The 19,002-nt window shown below is 51.3% G+C and carries 10 protein-coding genes; all 10 read left to right on the top strand.

All coding sequences use genetic code 11. The features are described from left to right. The first annotated feature begins 169 nt into the window (after positions 1-169). The 10 genes from J7619_RS26770 to J7619_RS26725 all read left to right on the top strand — a co-directional run bounded on the left by J7619_RS26770 (position 170) and on the right by J7619_RS26725 (position 18,986). Positions 170-1,366, top strand: coding sequence for a DUF4185 domain-containing protein (locus tag J7619_RS26770; RefSeq protein ID WP_291206294.1), 1,197 nt, complete (start codon positions 170-172; stop codon positions 1,364-1,366). A 2-nt stretch (positions 1,367-1,368) separates the two neighbouring features. After that, positions 1,369-3,120: a class I mannose-6-phosphate isomerase gene (locus J7619_RS26765; protein ID WP_291206291.1), complete on the top strand. Its 1,752-nt coding sequence runs from the start codon at positions 1,369-1,371 to the stop codon at positions 3,118-3,120. Between the two features lie 225 nt (positions 3,121-3,345). Further along, positions 3,346-4,077, top strand: coding sequence for a GntR family transcriptional regulator (locus J7619_RS26760; protein ID WP_223406884.1), 732 nt, complete (start codon positions 3,346-3,348; stop codon positions 4,075-4,077). Between the two features lie 597 nt (positions 4,078-4,674). Then, positions 4,675-7,857 carry a TonB-dependent receptor gene (locus J7619_RS26755; RefSeq protein WP_291206285.1) on the top strand — a complete coding sequence of 1,061 codons (3,183 nt, stop codon included), beginning with the start codon at positions 4,675-4,677 and terminating at the stop codon, positions 7,855-7,857. A 42-nt stretch (positions 7,858-7,899) separates the two neighbouring features. Then, positions 7,900-9,726 carry a RagB/SusD family nutrient uptake outer membrane protein gene (locus J7619_RS26750; protein ID WP_291206282.1) on the top strand — a complete coding sequence of 609 codons (1,827 nt, stop codon included), beginning with the start codon at positions 7,900-7,902 and terminating at the stop codon, positions 9,724-9,726. 415 nt (positions 9,727-10,141) lie between these two features. After that, the gene (locus J7619_RS26745; RefSeq protein ID WP_291206279.1) at positions 10,142-11,407 is read left to right on the top strand and encodes an ROK family protein; all 1,266 of its coding nucleotides are present in this window, start codon (positions 10,142-10,144) and stop codon (positions 11,405-11,407) included. A gap of 44 nt (positions 11,408-11,451) precedes the next feature. After that, positions 11,452-12,861, top strand: coding sequence for a sugar porter family MFS transporter (locus tag J7619_RS26740; RefSeq protein WP_291206276.1), 1,410 nt, complete (start codon positions 11,452-11,454; stop codon positions 12,859-12,861). Between the two features lie 18 nt (positions 12,862-12,879). Then, on the top strand, positions 12,880-15,201 hold the full coding sequence (locus J7619_RS26735; protein WP_291206273.1) for a PSD1 and planctomycete cytochrome C domain-containing protein: 2,322 nt from the start codon (positions 12,880-12,882) through the stop codon (positions 15,199-15,201). Between the two features lie 142 nt (positions 15,202-15,343). Beyond that, the gene (locus tag J7619_RS26730; protein WP_291206270.1) at positions 15,344-16,804 is read left to right on the top strand and encodes a DUF1501 domain-containing protein; all 1,461 of its coding nucleotides are present in this window, start codon (positions 15,344-15,346) and stop codon (positions 16,802-16,804) included. A gap of 19 nt (positions 16,805-16,823) precedes the next feature. Continuing rightward, entirely contained in the window at positions 16,824-18,986 is a 2,163-nt protein-coding gene (locus J7619_RS26725) for a chitobiase/beta-hexosaminidase C-terminal domain-containing protein (RefSeq protein WP_291206267.1), read from the top strand. Positions 18,987-19,002: the final 16 nt, after the last annotated feature.

Below are 19,002 nucleotides of genomic sequence, written 5' to 3'. Positions count from 1 at the left end.
AGTATTTCCTGAACACAAGAGTTCCAAGGATTTTTGTAATATTCCGGTAACATAGGAGCTGATCGTGACCTCTGCCCGGTGATAAGGAAAAATGAAAAGAAGCCGGTTACTGAAATAATGTATATACATATGTACATATAAACTATATTTAGGAAAAATTGGATAAGGGATGAGGAACACCACGCTGATTTTGGGGATAACTTTATCTTGCCTCGGGTACGCCTTCGGGCAAACGCGGAAAGGTGTACCCGAGCTGAATGTGAACGAATTCACAGCTTCGCCGGCACCGGAGTGGTCGGATCTGTTCCTGCGAAAATCAGGCTGGCTGGGCGGCGATGGCATATTTGCGATCCCGTTTTCGGGCCGCGATGCGCAGGAAAGGGACAGTATTCTTTTCCTTTTCAGCGACACGGTATTGGGAGAAATTGACGGAACTGTGCTGAAATCGGGACTCTCGATGGTAAACAATTCGGTCGCATTGTTGAGGGAGAAATCACCCGACCCGGCCAAAGCGGCATTCAGGATCGCACGCGGTGCGGAAGGGGACCGGGCCGTATTTATCCCTAAAACTGATAAGCCGGACAAGGATACTTATTTCTGGTTGGGCGACGGGTTTGTCAATCCGGATGCGGGCAAAGATCTTTTCATTTTTGCTTACAAAATCACCAACACACACGATAACTCTCCATTCCCATTTAAAGAAACCGGGAATTCGGTGATCAGGGTACCGGCAGGTAGCCATTTCCCCTATGAGGATCAGGAGCAGTTTGCGCTACCGTTCAATGACTACCACGCCGGCGGAGAAACGATTTCTTTCGGTGCGGGTATCTACAATAATAGCAAAGCTGCCGGGGAAGCCTCGCCCGATGGGTTCGTTTACATGTATGGTACTAAAGGGCCTGCCAAAAAGCTGGTTGCGGCAAGGGTGAAACCGGACCGGATTACATCGTTTGAGCAGTGGGAATTCCGCGGCGACAAGGGTTGGTCGAAAGACGTAAGGGCGGTTACAGCGTTGAGTGATTCCGTTTCGAATGAGTTAAGTGTGAGTATGTTGGCCCCAGGGAAGTACGTATTGGTATATCAACTGAGCAGTATTTTTCCTGAAATTTGTATGCAGGTGGCGCCAACGCCTTATGGACCTTTCGGGCCGAGAATGGTATTGTACAAAACGTCAGCGGATATCCGCGACCCGGACTTGTTTACTTACAATGCCAAAGCGCATCCCGCATTGTCGGCACCGGGTGAATTACTCATTTCCTATAATGTCAATACTTTCAAGTTTCTGGAAGTTTTACCCAAGCAACCTAACTTATACCGTCCACGCTTTGTGCGGATCAGATTTAGCCAAAGCTCCAAATCAAAATAGAAATGTCTTCGAATTACGATAAATACCCCTTTATAGAAGTAAGCAAAACTTCCGACATGTGCTTTGTGGGCTGGGATGATATTTTTGGGGAAATAACGCGCTTTGTTCAGGAAACGAGCCAGCCGAAATGTGTGATTTGCATAGATGTGTACCACGGGGTAGATACACGGCCGGTGCGTGAGGCGATCGCACGGTACATAGCCGGCGCCACGGTAATCCATACCACCGATGTGCTCAAAAGTGCGGGCGAGATCGGAACGATGGTGTACCCGTTTGTGACCGACGACCAGGTCTTCGGAAAAATGAATGACCTGGAAATAGCCGATTTTTTTGATGCGGACCAGCTGGAACGGGCGCGCGGGCGGATTCGCAGCGTTACCTCGGGAACAGTCGTTGTTTACGGAGAGGGAGCGGCCCTTTTTACCGAGCCCGACGTGCTGATTTATGCCGATCTGGCCCGGTGGGAAATTCAGAAAAGAATGAAGCGCGGCGTAGTCGGTAACTTCGGCATGGATAATGCCGATGATCCATTTGCCCTGAAATACAAGCAGGGCTATTTCCTCGACTGGCGGGTTTTCGACCGCCACAAGCTCCTGTTCTTTGATAAAATCGATTTTTTCATTGATGCCTGTCACGACGACGAACCTAAAATGGTGAATGCACAGCTTTACCATAAGGGATTGGATGAGGCCGTCAGGCGGCCATTCCGTGTTGTCCCGTTTTTTGATCCGGGGCCATGGGGGGGGCAATGGTTGAAGGAAGTCGCTGACCTGGATCGGGTAGAGGTGAACTATGCCTGGGGGTTCGATTGTGTTCCGGAGGAAAACAGCCTGCTCTTCAAGTTTGGAGAATGTATTTTTGAGCTGCCTTCAATCAACCTGGTGCTTACCCGGCCCCGCCAGTTGCTCGGGAAGCATATTTACGGTTTGTTTGGTGCCGAGTTCCCAATCCGTTTCGACTTCCTCGATACCATGGATGGCGGCAATCTGAGCTTGCAGGTACACCCCACGAGGCAGTACATCAAGGAGCATTTTGGAATGGATTATACCCAGGATGAAAGCTATTACTTCCTCGAAGCCGGGCAGGATGCCTGCGTATACCTGGGTACGCGCAGGGGCGTGAAGGCGGCCGATATGATCGCTGATCTCGAAAAAGCCCAGAGCGGGCTGGAAGATTTCGATGCGGAAAAGTATGTCAATAAGTTACCGGTCAAAAAGCATGACCACATTCTGATCCCGGCCGGTACGATCCATTGCTCCGGCAAGAATGCGGTGGTACTCGAAATTTCGGCTACCCCTTACATTTTTACGTTCAAATTATGGGATTGGGGCAGGCTGGGGCTGGACGGAAAGCCACGCCCCATCAACATCGAGCATGGTAAAAACGTGATCGATTGGGGGCGTGATGAGGATTGGGTGAAGGAAAACCTCTTCAATAATGTTGAGCGGATTTCGATGAATGGCCATTCGATGGAAGAATCGACCGGGCTGTTCAATACCCAGTTCATTGAAACCAGAAGGCACTGGTTCGACAGCAAAGTGACCCACTATACCTATGGCAACCTGAATGTGGTTAATCTGGTGGAGGGCGAAGAAGCTGTCGTCGAGAGTCCCGACGGGCTTTTTGAGCCGTATGTGATCCATTATGCCGAGACTTTTATCGTGCCGGCAGATGTGCCGTCGTACACGATAACCCCGTCCGGAAAGAGCATAGGGGAGAAATGTGCCACGCTGAAAGCCTATGTGAGAAAATAAAGGGATTGGAATTTCGATAGTCCGCGGCGCGGAGAGGTGATGGGAAAACCTGTTCCCGTAACGCATCGTAAGCTCGGTTTTCTCCTCGGCGCATACCAGCCCGCGAGTTTTTTACTGGAATAACAGGTCGCGGGTTTCGGGACTTTGAAGGGATCGTTTTGCTTATTATTTCCGGGCGTGGTCAAAATTGCTATTTTTGCTTTTGTCTATCTGCAATCCGTCAATATGAAATTTAGTATCGATCACAAGAGTCCTGTTCCCTTGCATATCCAGGCAGAGAACCTATTGCGCAACATGATCAACTCTCCGGAGCACCTGGATGGGAAGTTCTTGCCGAATGAGGTGGAGCTGGCAAAGCGGCTGGCCATTTCCCGGTCAACCTTGCGCCAGGCGCTCAATAAGCTGGTTTATGAAGGATTGCTTATCCGCAAAAAAGGGGTCGGTACAAAGGTGACGGAGCCTGTAATTAGTTCAAAATCAAAAAACTGGCTGAGTTTTACGCAGGAAATGAATGCGCGCGGGATCATCGTCAAAAATTTCGAGCTGCATGTGACCTGGGTAACGCCCGACGAGAAAATCGCGAACTTCTTTGATATCGGAACCGACAAAAAGGTGCTGAAATTGGAGCGGCTCAGAGGCAAGGCCGAAGGTCCGTTTGTCTATTTTATCTCCTATTTCCATCCACGGGTTGGACTAACAGGTGAAGAAGATTTCAAACGACCATTATACGATATTCTTGAAAAAGACCATATGGTGATCGCGACCCTTTCGAAGGAAGAGGTCAGCGCGATTGCCGCCGACAAATTCACGGCCGCGAAACTGGAAGTCGAACCCGGAAGTCCGATTCTTTTCAGAAAACGTTTCGTGTTTGACCAGGGAGAACGTCCTATTGAGTATAACATTGGCTATTATCGCGCCGATAGCTTTGTGTATACAGTTGAAAGTGTAAGAGAGTAGCCGTCGCTATCTTTGCGCATCATTTGTGAGCCGCCAGGTCCGGACATAGCCGGATTGGCCGGCTCATTGTTTTGTTAAATGCTGCGGTACTAACGGCCCATCTTGAATCGCATTGATAATAGGCTATCGTAAATGGTTAAATGCGTATTAATCTCTCACGGCAATTGTAGATACATTTACCGCCATTCTGCACGTATACTTCTACGGGTTTCAGTTTTGTGCCATGAGGTTTACTTATAAAATTCATACAAAATCCATGAATTATTATTTCTGATAATATTTGTATGTTCGATTATATGTTTATATGTTTGTACATATTAAAATGCGATTACCGATAATATCATAACCGAATAACGTGAGCCCCGCTCCGATGGCTGCTGCATTGTTTGTATTTCAGTATAAAGCGAAGCAGAAAGCCCAAAGGACTGCCAGATGGAGCAATTGCGGCATAGCGACCGCATGCGAGCCTGGTAGGATGCATTGACGTTTACCTATTACCGTTATACGTATCATCAGCAAACCCGAAGAATTTAGCATCATAACCCGGCAGGCCTTCCGACCAGCAGGGCGGGACTTTATTAATTAAACTATCCTTTTATGAAACCAAAACTACTGACTGACAAGGGGCACGGTGCCTCGTGCGCCTTATGGGGGATTGCGTTGATGGGGTTTCTCGCTCCCATGACGTGGGCGAATGCCGGCCCGCTCAGTCGCGCACCGGGCGGGCGGGCGTCCGGCATTGCCACACATGCTGCACACCGAACCCGTGCCGAACAAGCCGTCTCCGGAAAGGTTACGGATGAAAACAATGCTGGGATTCCGGGCGTTAACATCCTGGAAAAAGGTACCAATAATGGGGTGGTGTCCGATCAGGACGGGAACTACGCTATCCGGGTGAAAGACGAAAACAGCGTGCTGGTTTTTTCTTACATTGGCTACACTAGCAAAGAAGTGAAGGTTGGTTCGCAGTCGACGATTGCGGTGAAGCTGGATGTATCGCCCCAGGAGTTGAACGACGTGGTGGTGGTAGGGTATGGTACGCAAAAGCGATCGGAGTTGACCAATGCCGTGGTGCAGACAACCGGTGCGGAGATCAAGAAATCCAATGCAGTATCGCTTTCCAACTCGCTGGCCGGACGCATGGCAGGGGTGTATGTGACACAGCGAAGCGCCGCGCCGGGTTTTGACGATTCGCAAATCCTCGTGAGAGGTGCGGGTACCTATCGTAATACTTCGGCTCTAATCGTAATCGATGGGGTAGCCAATGCTGATCCAGATGGTTTGAATCGCCTGGATCCCAACGATATCGAGTCTATTTCGGTACTGAAAGATGCTTCTGCGGCCATTTACGGTGCGCAGTCCGCGGGTGGGGTTATTCTGGTCACGACCAAAAGAGGGACTACCGGAAAGCCTGCATTCGATTTCTCGACGACCCAGTCGTGGCAGTCTCCGACGATGAAAGTGAAGTCGGCCGACGCATTTCAATATATGAAGGTGCTGAATGACCGAAGGGCGCTGGAAGGAACGCCGCCTGATTTCCCCGATGCATTGGTAGAAGCCTTCAGGAAAGGTGAGCGCAGGCCCGAAAACTGGTGGAATGCTCTGATAGGCCCTCCGGTGCACCAAACGCGTTACTCGCTGACGATGCGTGGCGGAACCGACCGGGTAAGGTACTTCTTGTCGCTGGGTACGGCCTCCCAGGGCGGTATCCTGCGTGGCGACACTAAATCGAAGCTCAGACAGTACAATGTAAGAAGTAATATCGATGTAACGGTGACCAAAGATTTTGAGGTGGGCCTCGATCTTTCGGTTCGCGAAAAATATACCCAAACGCCCCAGGGCGGTGCCGGCGGGGAGGTTGGGTCGCTCGCGAGCACGAGCCCGTTGCAGGAAGCCTATATCGGTGGCGATTACCGGTATCCGGGTGAAGGATGGTCGCATTTGAACCCGGCCGCACGCCTGCAAAGCCCGGGCTACCGCAGGTATAAGGCCGATGTAGCCAGCGGAACGCTTCGGGCCAAGTACAACATTCCGTTCGTGAAAGGACTGGCGTTGGACGGCTACCTCTCACTGGTCAAAACAGTGGATTACAACAAGCAATTTAACTACGTGTGGCCTTACTATGAGCGCGCTCCGGATGGATCGATCGTTAAAAAGCAATCCAGGACGGTGGAGGACATCGGTCTGCGAGAGGATTTCAAACAAAGCTTGCGTACCACCGGAAACGTGAAGCTTTCGTACGCTACGACGTTCGCAAGGGACCATAAAGTAAGCGCATTTGTGGCCTATGAGCAGATGAGCTATAATGACAACCTGTTTTGGGCACAGCGCCTTGGCTACGATTCTCCGTTGATCGACCAGCTTTTTGCGGGTAGTACCAACCGGGCGAACTGGAATAACGACGGTACTGCTACCGAATCCGGGCGTCAGAACTTTTTCGGACGGGTCAGCTACGACTTTAAGGAAAAATACCTTTTCGGTTTCAGCGCGAGGTATGACGGCTCGCCGATCTTTCCGAAAGAAACCCGTTTCGGCTTTTTTCCACAGGTATCGGCTGGCTGGGTGATCAGCAACGAGGCATTCATTCCGAAGAATATCATCAGTAATTTGAAACTGAGAGCGTCATGGGGACGACTTGGTAACGACAGGGTAAATCCGTTCCAGTACATCGCCGCCTATGGTTATGACGCCGGATGGGTGGTGAACGGGGTAGATGCCCGCGGAATTGCCGTCAAGTCGACGCCCAATCCTAATATCACCTGGGAGGTGAGCGAGAAGACCGATTTGGGCCTGGAAGCGGCATTTCTGGATAACCGCCTGACTTTTGAAGCGGATATTTTCAAAAACAAAACTTCCCACATCCTCGGCAGAAGGCAGGCCTCTATTCCCAGCTACACAGGGCTAATTCTGCCGGATGAGAACATTGGTAAGATGAACAGCCAGGGTATCGAGTTGCAGGCGGGGTACCGGCACAACTTCTCGAACCTCACGCTGCGTATCAACGGAAATATCTCCTACAACAAAAATGAGATCATCTATTTCGATGAAACCCCTCAGGCGGAGCCTTATCAAAAGCTGGAAGGCCAGCCATTCGGCTCCCGCCTGGTGTACAAGGCCATCGGTATTTACCGGACGCAGCAGGATCTGGACAACAGCGTGAAGTATCCGGGTGCGACCTTGGGCGGGCTGATTTTTGCCGACTTGAATAACGACGGGAAAATCGACAGCAACGACCGTTACATGTTCAATACTACCAATAATACGGCCAAGGACCCCGTCACAGGATTGGATGTTACAACCATTTTCCCCAGCACCCAATACGGCGTAAGCATAGGATTGAACTACAAAGATTTCGATCTGACGATGTTGCTGCAAGGACAGAGCGGTGCCAAGTTCCGGCTGAGCACAGGATTTAACTCCGGTGCGGGCGGTAACGGCCTGGAATACGTAGCGCTGAATAGTTATTCCAAGGAAAATGTGAATGCTGAATTACCGATGATCGCTCCGACCGGTCTGGCAAACTCGGACAGCGACTTCTATTACCACAAGGCCACCTGGATGCGCATGAAAAACGTGCAGCTGGGTTATACGCTTCCTAAAAGCCTGCTTTCGAAAGCAAGGATTGCTGCTCTGCGGATCTACGTTTCCGGGGATAATGCATTCATGCTATTCAATTCGCTTAAAAAGTATGGCAACGGCGACCCTGAATTCCTCAGTGGCAACGGTGGGGCGTACCCTAACATGAAGACCCTGAGCTTTGGCCTCAATCTTACTTTCTAATTCAGAGAACCTATGAAATATTTAGTTATAAAAAATCAGGTCATGAAGCGGGCTTTCACGATGTCGGTCGTCGGGATCATTGCCGCGGCTACTTCCTGTAACGTGCTTGACAAGAAGCCGCTGGACGCGATATCGGATGAGGCGGTGTTTAACGATGCGGTTTTTCTTCAGAACTATGTGTATAACGTTTACAATGGTATCAAGCCTCCCTGGGCACCGGGCACCGGCGGTTACGATGCGCTGACGGATATTGCCGTGAACCAGCCCGAAACCCATGAGCGCTCGGCAGGTATCCGTAACTACATCGAAGGGAATATGACCGCGGACAATGTTTCGGATCTGGCGGCCATGCAAGATGCCACGCCGCTTTGGGATTATGAATATGGTTATATCAGAAAGACGAACGTATTTTTTGAGAATATCGAAAAATCGAGCATTCCTGCCGAGAAGCTGGATCCCATGAAGGGCGAGATGCATTTTCTTCGTGCCTGGATGTATTTCGAGTTGATGCGCACATTTGGTGGCGTACCCATTATTACAAACGGTTTTCAGCTGAACTCGGAGAGTTTTGATGTGCCCCGGAATACGTTCGATGAATGCGCGAAGTTTGTATTGGAAGAGTCGGATAAGGCTATCGGATTTTTGAATGGGGTGCCGGTCAATACCGGGAAGATCAGCAAAGCTGCGGCGATGGCACTCAAAGCGAGGGTGCTGCTTTTTCTGGCAAGCCCGCTGAACAATCCATCTAACGACCTGACCAAATGGAAGGCGGCCGAAACGGCTACCAAAGCTGTGCTGGATCTGGGATTTACGTTGCACCCGGAATATGCGGCATTGTTCAAAAAACCTTTGAAAACAGACGAAACGATTTTCGGAAAGTCGTTCACACCGGCTACGCGTATACCCGGCTGGGGTTACAACTACGACTACTGGCCCAGTGGTTTCGATGCGCAACAACGGATTGTGCCTACACAGAACTTTGTAAATATGTTCCAGATGGCCAACGGCGAGTATCCCTACCTGGCGGATGGTGTAACGGTGAATGCGGCTTCGGGTTACGATCCGCAGAAACCGGAGAAAAACAGGGATCCGAGGTTTTATGACGCGGTGATCTACCCGGGGGCTGGTCCGCTGAACATCGTCGATGGTTCGAAAAGTACCGAGCGCCTCTACGAATACTGGGAGGATGCTAATCCGAATCCCGACAATGCGCCTCCTTATATCAATCCGAATAAGGTGGATCCTAAAAACGGCCAGAACCTGTTCGATTTCGGCCGCGATTCGAAAACCTACTGGGTAAAAGGCCTCACGCCTTTCCACTGGCGGGTACAAACGGGTTATACTTTCAAAAAGACTGACGATTTTGTCGGCCCGCGTGCGAGCTTTGACTATGACTATAACCAGGTGGTGGTGTTCATGAGATTGACCGAGTTTTATCTGAACTATGCCGAAATCCAGATGGCGCTGGGTAACGAGGCAGTCGCGAGGGAATACATCAACAAGGTCAGAAAGCGGGCATCCGTGAACATGCCGGATGTCAAAAGTGCCGGGGCAGAGCTGGTACGGGTGTACCGGAACGAAAGGGCTATCGAGCTGCATCTGGAAGACTCGCGCTTCTTCGACCTCATGCGATGGAAAGCGGCCCCCGGAAATGTGGATATAGCAATCAGAGGGCTTACAAAGGTTACCATGGACTGGACAGGCGCGAAGCCCGGGGATGCTTTGGGGAAATTGGCTTATACCTACGGGGTGATTCCCGAAGCCGAGGTACGGAAGCCCTGGAAAGGCGACCACTACTACCTCTTCCCGATCCCGAATACCGAGATCCGGAAAAGCAATGGCGCGCTTAAACAGAATCCGGGCTACTGATCGATGGCACAGAATCTCATAGAGTGAATTAGTAAATAGTTGAGGTATTTGGGACCAATGGCGGGGTATACCCGCCATTGGTTTTTATAGCCGGTCTCAATGAAACCTCGGGTTGCCGCCAGGGCGACAAGGTTTCGAGGGTTGGATGAAATGAGCTTTGTGAGATATGTATAGCTGGTGCATTTAATATGTATATACATATCATACATATTGGCTAAATTTCGACGAAAAATTTTCACTTTTGCGGAGGCTTGTAGAACTAAAATGCAAAACTATATTTTGATTAATTTTTATAATTAATTTTAAATGAATTAGTTATATTAATTTTTGATTATTTTTACATGTTGATTTAATGCAACTTTTTTGACTGTTAGTGATATGTTTGTATATTTGAACATATATTACAAAGTCCCTTATGAAAGCGCCGAAAGTCAGTCTGGGGTTGGATGTCGGAGGAAGCCATGTTACGGCTGGAGTCGTGGATATGTCTCTCGCTGGCGGGCTGTCGCTTCCGCTGGTGCGAAAGGAGATGGATAGTTTTGCCGCTGCGTCGGCGATCGTCGCCGTCATAGGTGGTTGTATCACGGAGGCGCTTGCAGGCAGGGGGGCTGTTGACCGAATCGGAATCGCGTTTCCCGGGCCGTTCAACTACCCCAAGGGAGTTTGTACGGTCCTCGATGTGGGCGGGAAGTTCGAGCAAATGTTTGGGCTTCACCTTGGGCAGGCACTCAAAGATGCTACCGGCATGCCCGACACCGCATTCCGGTTTTTCAATGATGCGCATTGTTTTGCCGTCGGTGCTTACGCGAGGCATGGCCTGGCAAGTAAACGGACCGTTTTTCTTACGCTCGGATCGGGTTTCGGATCATCGTTTATGGAAAACGGCCAACTGTTGGAGCGTCATCCTGCATTGCCGGGGGCATTCTATAATGAGCCGTTCAGGGACTCCATTGCCGACGACTACTTTTCAACGCGTTGGTTCTACCATGCTGCCGGTCAGACGATCAAAGGTGTACGCGAACTGGCTGAAACGGACTCGGAACTTTCGAAAGGTATTTTCCACGAATTTGGCGCCAACCTGGGCGAATTTCTGCTTCCATGGCTGAAAAACTTCGGGTGCGATGAGCTGGTGATCGGCGGGAACATCGCAAAGGCTGGCCATTTGTTTGGCAATGCATTAGAAAATGAGTTGAAATCGCTTGATAGTAAAGTACATGTGACTTTTTGCGATGACACCGAAGCGTGCATACTGACCGGAGCGGCAGGCCTGGCCAACCGGGAAGGGGATATTAACGACGAGGGTGCCGCGACTCCGGTACCTGTATATGACACCGATCATTTGGTAGAGCAGCTCCGTCTTGAGAAAACAGCGGCGATCGACGGTTTTCAGGTGCATTCCTGGGAGGTCGCCCGGCAGAAGCTGCATGCCGCGCTGACGGCGGCTGGCCGGCGTGTGCTTTGGTACGACATCGATGCCTGCCTGAAAGCCTCCGCCGACGAAGGGGGCGTCGCAAGTTTAGGAAACGGATTTCATTCGCTGGATGATCAGAAAATGAGGGTATTGCGCCCCGACGCTTCCATGGATCTGTGCATTGTTTACGGCACCGGCGCTGCCTTGTGTGGCTGGGAGGGAAAGCTGGTGAACCTCGATTCTGCTATTGAAACGAATGCAGTTTTGTAACACAAAACTGGTCATACTCAGAAAGCCCTTAATCAAAGAACATCTTGCAAACACAACACGTAAAACATTTTACCTTTCTCATCACGCTCATCGCGGCGTTGGGAGGCTTTCTGTTCGGGTTCGATATGGCGGTCGTGAGCGGGATCATCGAGCCAGTCAGGACCCAATATGGCTTGTCGGCCGCAGAAGAGGGGTTGTTTGTTTCGTTTGCGTTGCTGGGTTGCATTATTGGGGTAGCGTTCTCGGGGTATCTGGCCGATAAGATAGGGCGGAAGAAAGTCCTGTTTGTGGCGGCATTACTCTTTCTGGTGAGTGCCATAGGATTTTCATTTTCAAATACCTATACAATTCTCATTTTATTCCGCATACTCGCCGGAGCGGGGGTAGGAGTGGCTTCCAATGTATCGCCGCTCTACATTTCCGAGATTGCGCCCGCCCCTAAGCGCGGTGGGCTGGTCACGTTTTATCAGTTGGCGATCACGATAGGCGTGCTGGCGGCCTATATCAGCAACTTGTTCCTGCACAGGTACTCGCTTGCGCATGCGAGTATGGGAAGCGGCATTTTGCATTGGCTGTTTGTAGAAGAGGTGTGGCGCGGGATGTTCTTTGTGAGCGTGATCCCGGCCGCCGTGTTTTGCGTGTTGCTGGTGACGGTGCCGGAAAGTCCGCGCTGGCTGGCTAAGCACGACAGAAACGAAGAAGCGCTCGCGATACTGATCAAAATAAATGGGGAGGACGATGCCCGTGCCGAATTCGGGGCAATCAAAAAGGCCTTCCTGCAAAAGGAGGGTGGGGCGAAGGAGCTGATGCAATATCCTTTGCGCGGACTACTGGTGATGACCATGGTCCTGACGGCCCTTTCACAATTCAGCGGAATTAATGGCGTGATATTCTACGGCCCGACCATCCTGCGGTCGGCCGGCATTGTGATCGGCGACGTGCTGTTGTACCAGGTCATGCTGGGCCTGGCCAGTATGGTCTTCACGCTGATTGCCATCTGGAAGGTCGATACGCTGGGTCGCAGGTCGCTGTACCTGATAGGCTCTGCCGGGGCGGCGGTATCCCTTGCATTGACCGGCCTGTGTTTCACCTATGGCATCAATGGGTGGGGAATGCTGGTGTGCATCATGCTGTTCCTGCTTTTTTTCGCCTTCTCGCTCGGGCCTTTAAAGTTTGTCATTGCTACGGAAGTATTTCCAAATCATATCAGAGGGACCGCATTATCGATCTGCATTATGACGATGTGGGTGTCGGATTGGATCGTAAACCTGCTTTTTCCGCTTATGCGCGACGGATTGGGTGTGGCTAATACATTTTTTGTTTTCTCCTTCTTCTGCGTTTGCTCGTACGTGTACGCGAAGCGGAACCTGTTTGAAACGAAAGGAAAGCGGCTGGAAGAAATAGAACAGTTCCTGAGTTCGGAGACTGTGAAAGGCGAAGTAAAGATTGGTTGATTGTGTAAAAAATTGCAAATGAAAAAGAAGTTCTTGTATCTGGGGGTACTATCCGGCGCCGTTGCTTTTCTGGCGGTTTCTTGTTTCAAAAAGAACGGCGTGTTGCAGTCCCAGTCGGGTAGTGAAGCCGTGAGTTATAATTTTGATATCCGGCCCATTTTATCCGATAAATGTTTCGCATGCCATGGCCCCGATGCCAAAAAGCGGGAGGCCGGGCTGAGGCTCGATCTGGCTGAAAGCGCCTATGCCAAGCTGAAAGACGGAAAAGGCGTGGCGATTTTCCCGGGCAAGCCGGAGCAGTCGGAAGTGTACAGAAGAATTACCTCGCCGGACCCGTCTTACCAAATGCCCACGCCTGAGTCGCACCTGGGATTGCTGAATGAAAACGAAATCGGGTTGGTGAAGAAATGGATCGAAGAAGGTGCCAAGTACGAGCGGCACTGGGCGTTCACCGCACCGGTGTTGCCGGCGGTGCCCGAAGTTTCCAATGAAGACTGGCCCAAAAACGAAATAGACCATTTCGTGTCGCGCAAAATGGAGGGCGCCGGATTGGCACCCAACGATGAAGCGGCCAAAAGTCACCTGCTGAAAAGGGTGGCACTGGACCTGACAGGGTTACCGCCGACCGTGGAAATGCAGCAGCAGTTCGAAGCCGATAAAAGCGACAAAGCCTACGAAAAAGTAGTGGATCAGTTGCTGGCACAGAAAACTTATGGCGAAAAGATGGCTGTTCATTGGCTGGACGTAGCGCGTTACGCCGATTCCTATGGTTACCAGGACGACGAAGTGCGTACACAATGGCCGTGGCGCGACTGGCTGATCAACGCATTCAACAAGAATATGAAGTATGACCAGTTCCTGATGTGGCAGATAGCAGGCGATATGCTGCCTAATGCCAATAAGGAGCAGATACTGGCTACGGCATTTTTCAGAAACCATAAATACACCGAAGAAGGCGGGGTGATCCCCGAAGAATACCGAATCGAATACAATATCGATAAAACAAAGACATTCAGTACGGGCGTGCTGGGGCTTACTGTCGAGTGCGCGCAATGCCACGACCACAAGTATGATCCTATTTCGCAGGAAGACTACTACCGGATGTTCGCATTTTTTAATAATTCCAAAGAGTCCGGTTTTGAGGGGGATATCTCGCAGACAAAACCGGCTAAAAACCCGATCATGACCATCTCGGACGAAGAGGCCCGGACGCTGCTCTCGTTCATCAACCGGCCGGATACCAGCCGTCTGATGGTATCGGTGCTGGGCGACCTGGATACACTCAGGCCTACGCATATCCTCAACCGTGGTTCGTACGATGCGCCGGGTAGGGTGGTTACCGCCTCTGCATTACCGGCGGTAATGCGTTTTGACACCATCAAACTACCGCAAAACCGGTTAGGATTGGCCAAATGGACAACCAGTAAGAGCAATCCGCTTACAGCCAGGGTGTTTATTAATCAGATATGGCAGGAGTTTTTCGGAAGGGGAATCGTGAAAAGCACGGGGGACTTTGGAATGCAGGGCGACTTGCCTACGAACCCCGCATTGCTCGACTGGCTTGCCGTCGACTTCATGAACCACGGTTGGGACATTAAAAGGCTTGTCAAGCAGATCGTGACTTCCGCCACCTACCGGCAATCCGCCAAAGTCACCGACGAAAAGCTAAAAGCCGACCCGGAAAATATTTACCTCTCGCGCGGCCCGCGCTACCGCCTGCCGGCGGAGCTGGTCCGTGATATGGTGCTGTCGACCAGTGGTTTGCTGAATCCCAAAATCGGTGGGCCGAGTGTAAAACCTTACCAGCCGAAAGGCTTGTGGGAAGCCGCGACCTCGGGACGGGGCACCCTGCGCACCTACCAGCAGGACAAAGGCGATGCGTTGTACCGCAGAGGGATGTACACGTTCATCAAACTGACCGTGCCGCCGCCGTCGATGATCATTTTCGATGCCAGCAACCGCGACCATTGCGAGGTAAAACGTTCCAAAACCAATACCCCTTTGCAGGCGCTGGTGATGCTGAACGACCCGACCGTGCTGGAAGCTTCCCGTGTGATGGCCGAACGCCTGGTAGCGAAATCGACCGATGTCGAGACCAATATCCGTTCGTCCTTCCAGGCGATTGTGTGCCGCCAGCCCACAGACAAGGAAGTGGAATTGCTCAAAAAATATTACCATGAAGAGGCCTCCATGTTCTCGAAACAAAAAGACAATGCAGCCAAAGTCCTGAATGTAGGCGAATTCCCGCACGAAGCAAAGGCCGATACCGTGCGTGCAGCAGCACTGATGCGTGTGATCAACACGCTGTATAATATGGAGGAGACGATAACGAAGAGTTGATGTGAGGGGCTTTAAGCTGTATGCTATAAGCTTTAAGCTTTTTGAATAAAGAACTGAGATAGTAAAGTAAAAGGAATATGTCAATTAAAGCAGACAGCTTAGAGCTTACAGCTTATAGCCTAACGCTTGCAGCCTTAAAAATATGGAAAAGCCAATATTTGACTACGGAGTCAACACTACACGCAGGCATTTTTTATCCAAACTCAGCCTCGGGCTCGGCAGCGCGGCGCTGGGATCGCTGCTCATACCGGATCTTTTCAAAGGTGGCGGCGGTGAACCGGATGTGAATGAGCTGATGGCCGGCCTGCCGCATTTCGCCCCGAAAGCAAAGCGGGTGATTTACCTGTTCCAGAACGGGGCACCATCGCAGCTCGACCTGTTCGATTATAAGCCGATGCTCAACAAAATGCACGGGCAGGACCTGCCGGAATCGATCCGGGGCGGGCAGCGCCTGACGGGTATGACCGCCAATCAGGCCAAATTCCCTTTGGCAGGTTCGATTTTTAATTTCAAACAGCACGGGAAAAGCGGTGCCTGGATGAGCGAGCTCCTGCCGCATATGGCGGGCATTGCCGACGATCTTTGCATTATCAAAACCCTTAATACCGAAGCCATTAACCACGACCCCGCACTTACGTTCTTTCAGACGGGTGCACAGGTGGGGAACAGGCCCAGCTTCGGCGCCTGGCTGAGCTATGGGTTGGGTAGTGAAAACCAGAATTTGCCGGGTTTCTGCGTATTACTCTCGCGTGGAAAGGGGAACGGGCAGGGGGTTTATTCCAAACTCTGGACCAACGGCTTCCTGGATTCGGTACACCAGGGCGTGCAGTTCAGCAGCGGCGAGAATCCCGTGTTGTATCTCAATGATCCCGACGGGATGGACCGTACCCAGCGCCGTAAAATGCTTGATAACCTGGCGGAATTGAACGCAGGCACATTCAATGATTTTGGCGATCCGGAAATCACGGCCAAAGTACAGCAGTATGAAATGGCGTTCCGCATGCAGACAGCCGTTCCGGAAATCACTGATATGAGCAAGGAACCGGAATCGATCGTGAAAATGTATGGCCCCGAATGCCTTGTACCCGGTACTTATGCAGCCAACTGTCTTTTGGCGCGGAAACTTTCCGAGCAGGGCGTACGGTTTGTGCAGCTTTATCACCAGGGATGGGATAGCCACGGCGGGTTGCCGACGGAAATCAAAGGGCAATGCATGGATGTAGACCAGGCGTCGGCCGCATTGGTTACCGACCTTAAACAACGCGGATTGCTGGACGAAACGCTGGTGATCTGGGGAGGGGAGTTCGGGCGTACCAATTACTGTCAGGGAACGCTTACCAAAGACAACTATGGCCGCGACCACCATCCAAGGGCGTTCACGGTGTGGATGGCCGGCGGCGGTATCAAACCGGGCATCGTTTACGGCGAAACCGACGAATTTGGCTACAATATTGTCAAAGACCCTGTCCATGTCCACGATTTTCATGCAACCATTCTCAATCAGCTGGGACTGGATCACGAAAAGTTGGTGTACAAACATCAGGGCCGCCGCTACCGCCTTACGGACGTGGCTGGTAAGTTGGTGAAGGGAATTATTGCGTAAAGTACAAACCTCTAATACAGTGAGTAGAATTTTGTCGGATTGGAAAGGGTACGTATATAACATGGCCTTTTTCCTGAATGGATTGCTCGTATTTCTGCTATTCTTCGAAAGCCGGTTTGCTGTTCCGCAGTGGATGCAGGCGTTGGGAAGAATGCACCCGCTCGTGTTGCACTTTCCATTGGTTGTGCTGATCCTTTACAGCCTCTGGGTACTGATTGTGCGGAAGCCGGATTCTCCCGCCTGGAATGAAGGGCTCGCCGAGAGTCTGCTTGTCATTGGCACATTTACGGCCGCAGTAGCGGCGTTTTCCGGCTTTGTTTTATCGCACGAGGACGGTTATGAATCCGACACACTGCTTTGGCACAAATGGCTGGGTATCGCCATTTCCATTGCTGCCGTGATCTGGTACGGGATAAGAAAGTCCCTGTTGCCGTGGACGGCCGGGGCAAAGGTGGTTGCGGGGGCATTCCTGGTGCTGCTTTTCGTAGGCGGGCATTTGGGCGGTAATCTCACCCATGGCGAGGATTTCCTGATCTCTCCGCTGGGGCCATCGGCCGAGCCTGCCCAGCATGTGGCTTTCGAGGAGGCCAAAGTATACGAGCACCTGGTAAAACCGGTAATTGAACAGAAATGTCTTTCCTGTCATAACGAAGAAAAATCGAAAGGCGGATTACAAATGCAGACGCAAGCCTTGCTCCAAAAGGGCGGAAAAGGCGGGGTGCTTTGGGATACCACCAAAGCGGATCTGGGACTGCTGATCAGCCGCCTGCATTTGCCGCTGGACGATAAAAAGCATATGCCGCCGCGCGGTAAAGTACAATTGACGGAAGAGGAAGTGGTATTGCTCGCGGCCTGGGTAAAAAGCGGTTCGCGCTTCGACCAACTGGTGAGTTCGCTTTCGCCCCAAAGTCCGGTGTATGCTTACGCGCAGAATGTGCTGGGCGGGGATCGTACCGAGGAGCAATACACGTTCAGCGCCGCATCCGCCGACGAGGTGAGGAAGCTCAACACCAACTATCGCCTGATTAAACCATTGTCGGCAGGATCTCCGGCATTGTTCGTGAATTTTTATAACAGGGCTAGTTTCAAAAGCCAGGACATCGAAGGGCTGCTGCCATTGAAAGATCAGATCGTATCGATGGATTTGAGTAAAATGCCCGTGAAGGACGAGGATATCAAAACGCTGGCCAAGTTCCCCGAACTCCGCAGGTTGATATTGAATTTCACAGATATTACCGGCGGCAACCTGCCTGAGCTTAAAAAACTGGCTAATCTGCGGGAGCTTTCGCTGAGCGGCACCGGCATTACCATGGCACATGTCAAATCGCTCGATGGTTTTCCCGCGCTCAGAAGGGTTTATCTGTGGAGCACCGGCATTAGCCCGCAGGAACTGGAAACTTTGAAAAAGGGCCAAAAGATCGCATTTGAAACCGGTTTCCGCAGCGACACACTCGTGATGGCGCTTAACCCGCCGGTGATCATCAACGAGAAGCAGCTGATAGGCAAGGGAGAAACGGTGGCCATGAAACATCAGATTGCCGGCACCGTCGTCCGTTACACGCTGGATGGCTCCGAGCCTGATAGCGCGACATCTCCTATTTATGACAAGCCGATTTCCATCAACGGAAACTTAAAGCTCAAAGCAAGGGCATTCAGGAAAGGATGGTATGGCAGCACACAGGTGAGCAAGTTGTTTTTCAAAGAAGGTTTTCACGTCGATAGTGCGCAGCTGATCACGCCGGTAGATCAGCGGTACCATGCCAAAGGGGCCGCTTCGGTCTCCGACGGCAAAGTTGGCGACACCGAGCGCGTAAGCGGCACCTGGCTGGGCTATGTCGAGAATGATTTCCAGAGCTATCTGTTCTTTAAAAAACCGGTAAAAGCCAGTGTTGTGACGCTGAGTACGTTGCGGAGTTTCGGGAGCTTCATCTTCGAGCCCACCAGGATCGAGGTGTGGGGCGGTGCCGATCCGAAAACACTGAAATTATTGAAAGTAATCACCCCGGAAATCCCGGCCAAAGACATTCCGGGCACGGAGAATATTGTTTATGAAGCCGGATTTGAGCCTCAACAGCTGAGCTGCATCAAACTGGTTGCGAAACCGCTTTCAAAAATACCAGCCTGGCATTCGGGTAAAGGCAACAAAGGTTGGCTGTTTGTCGACGAAGTAATTGTAAATTAAAGGCTGTTATGGCATA

The organism is Dyadobacter sp., from assembly GCF_017744695.1.
In the GTDB taxonomy this organism is placed as follows: Bacteria; Bacteroidota; Bacteroidia; order Cytophagales; family Spirosomataceae; genus Dyadobacter.
The sequence above is the reverse complement of the archived record's forward strand: the minus strand, read 5'-3'. Positions and strand labels throughout refer to the sequence as shown.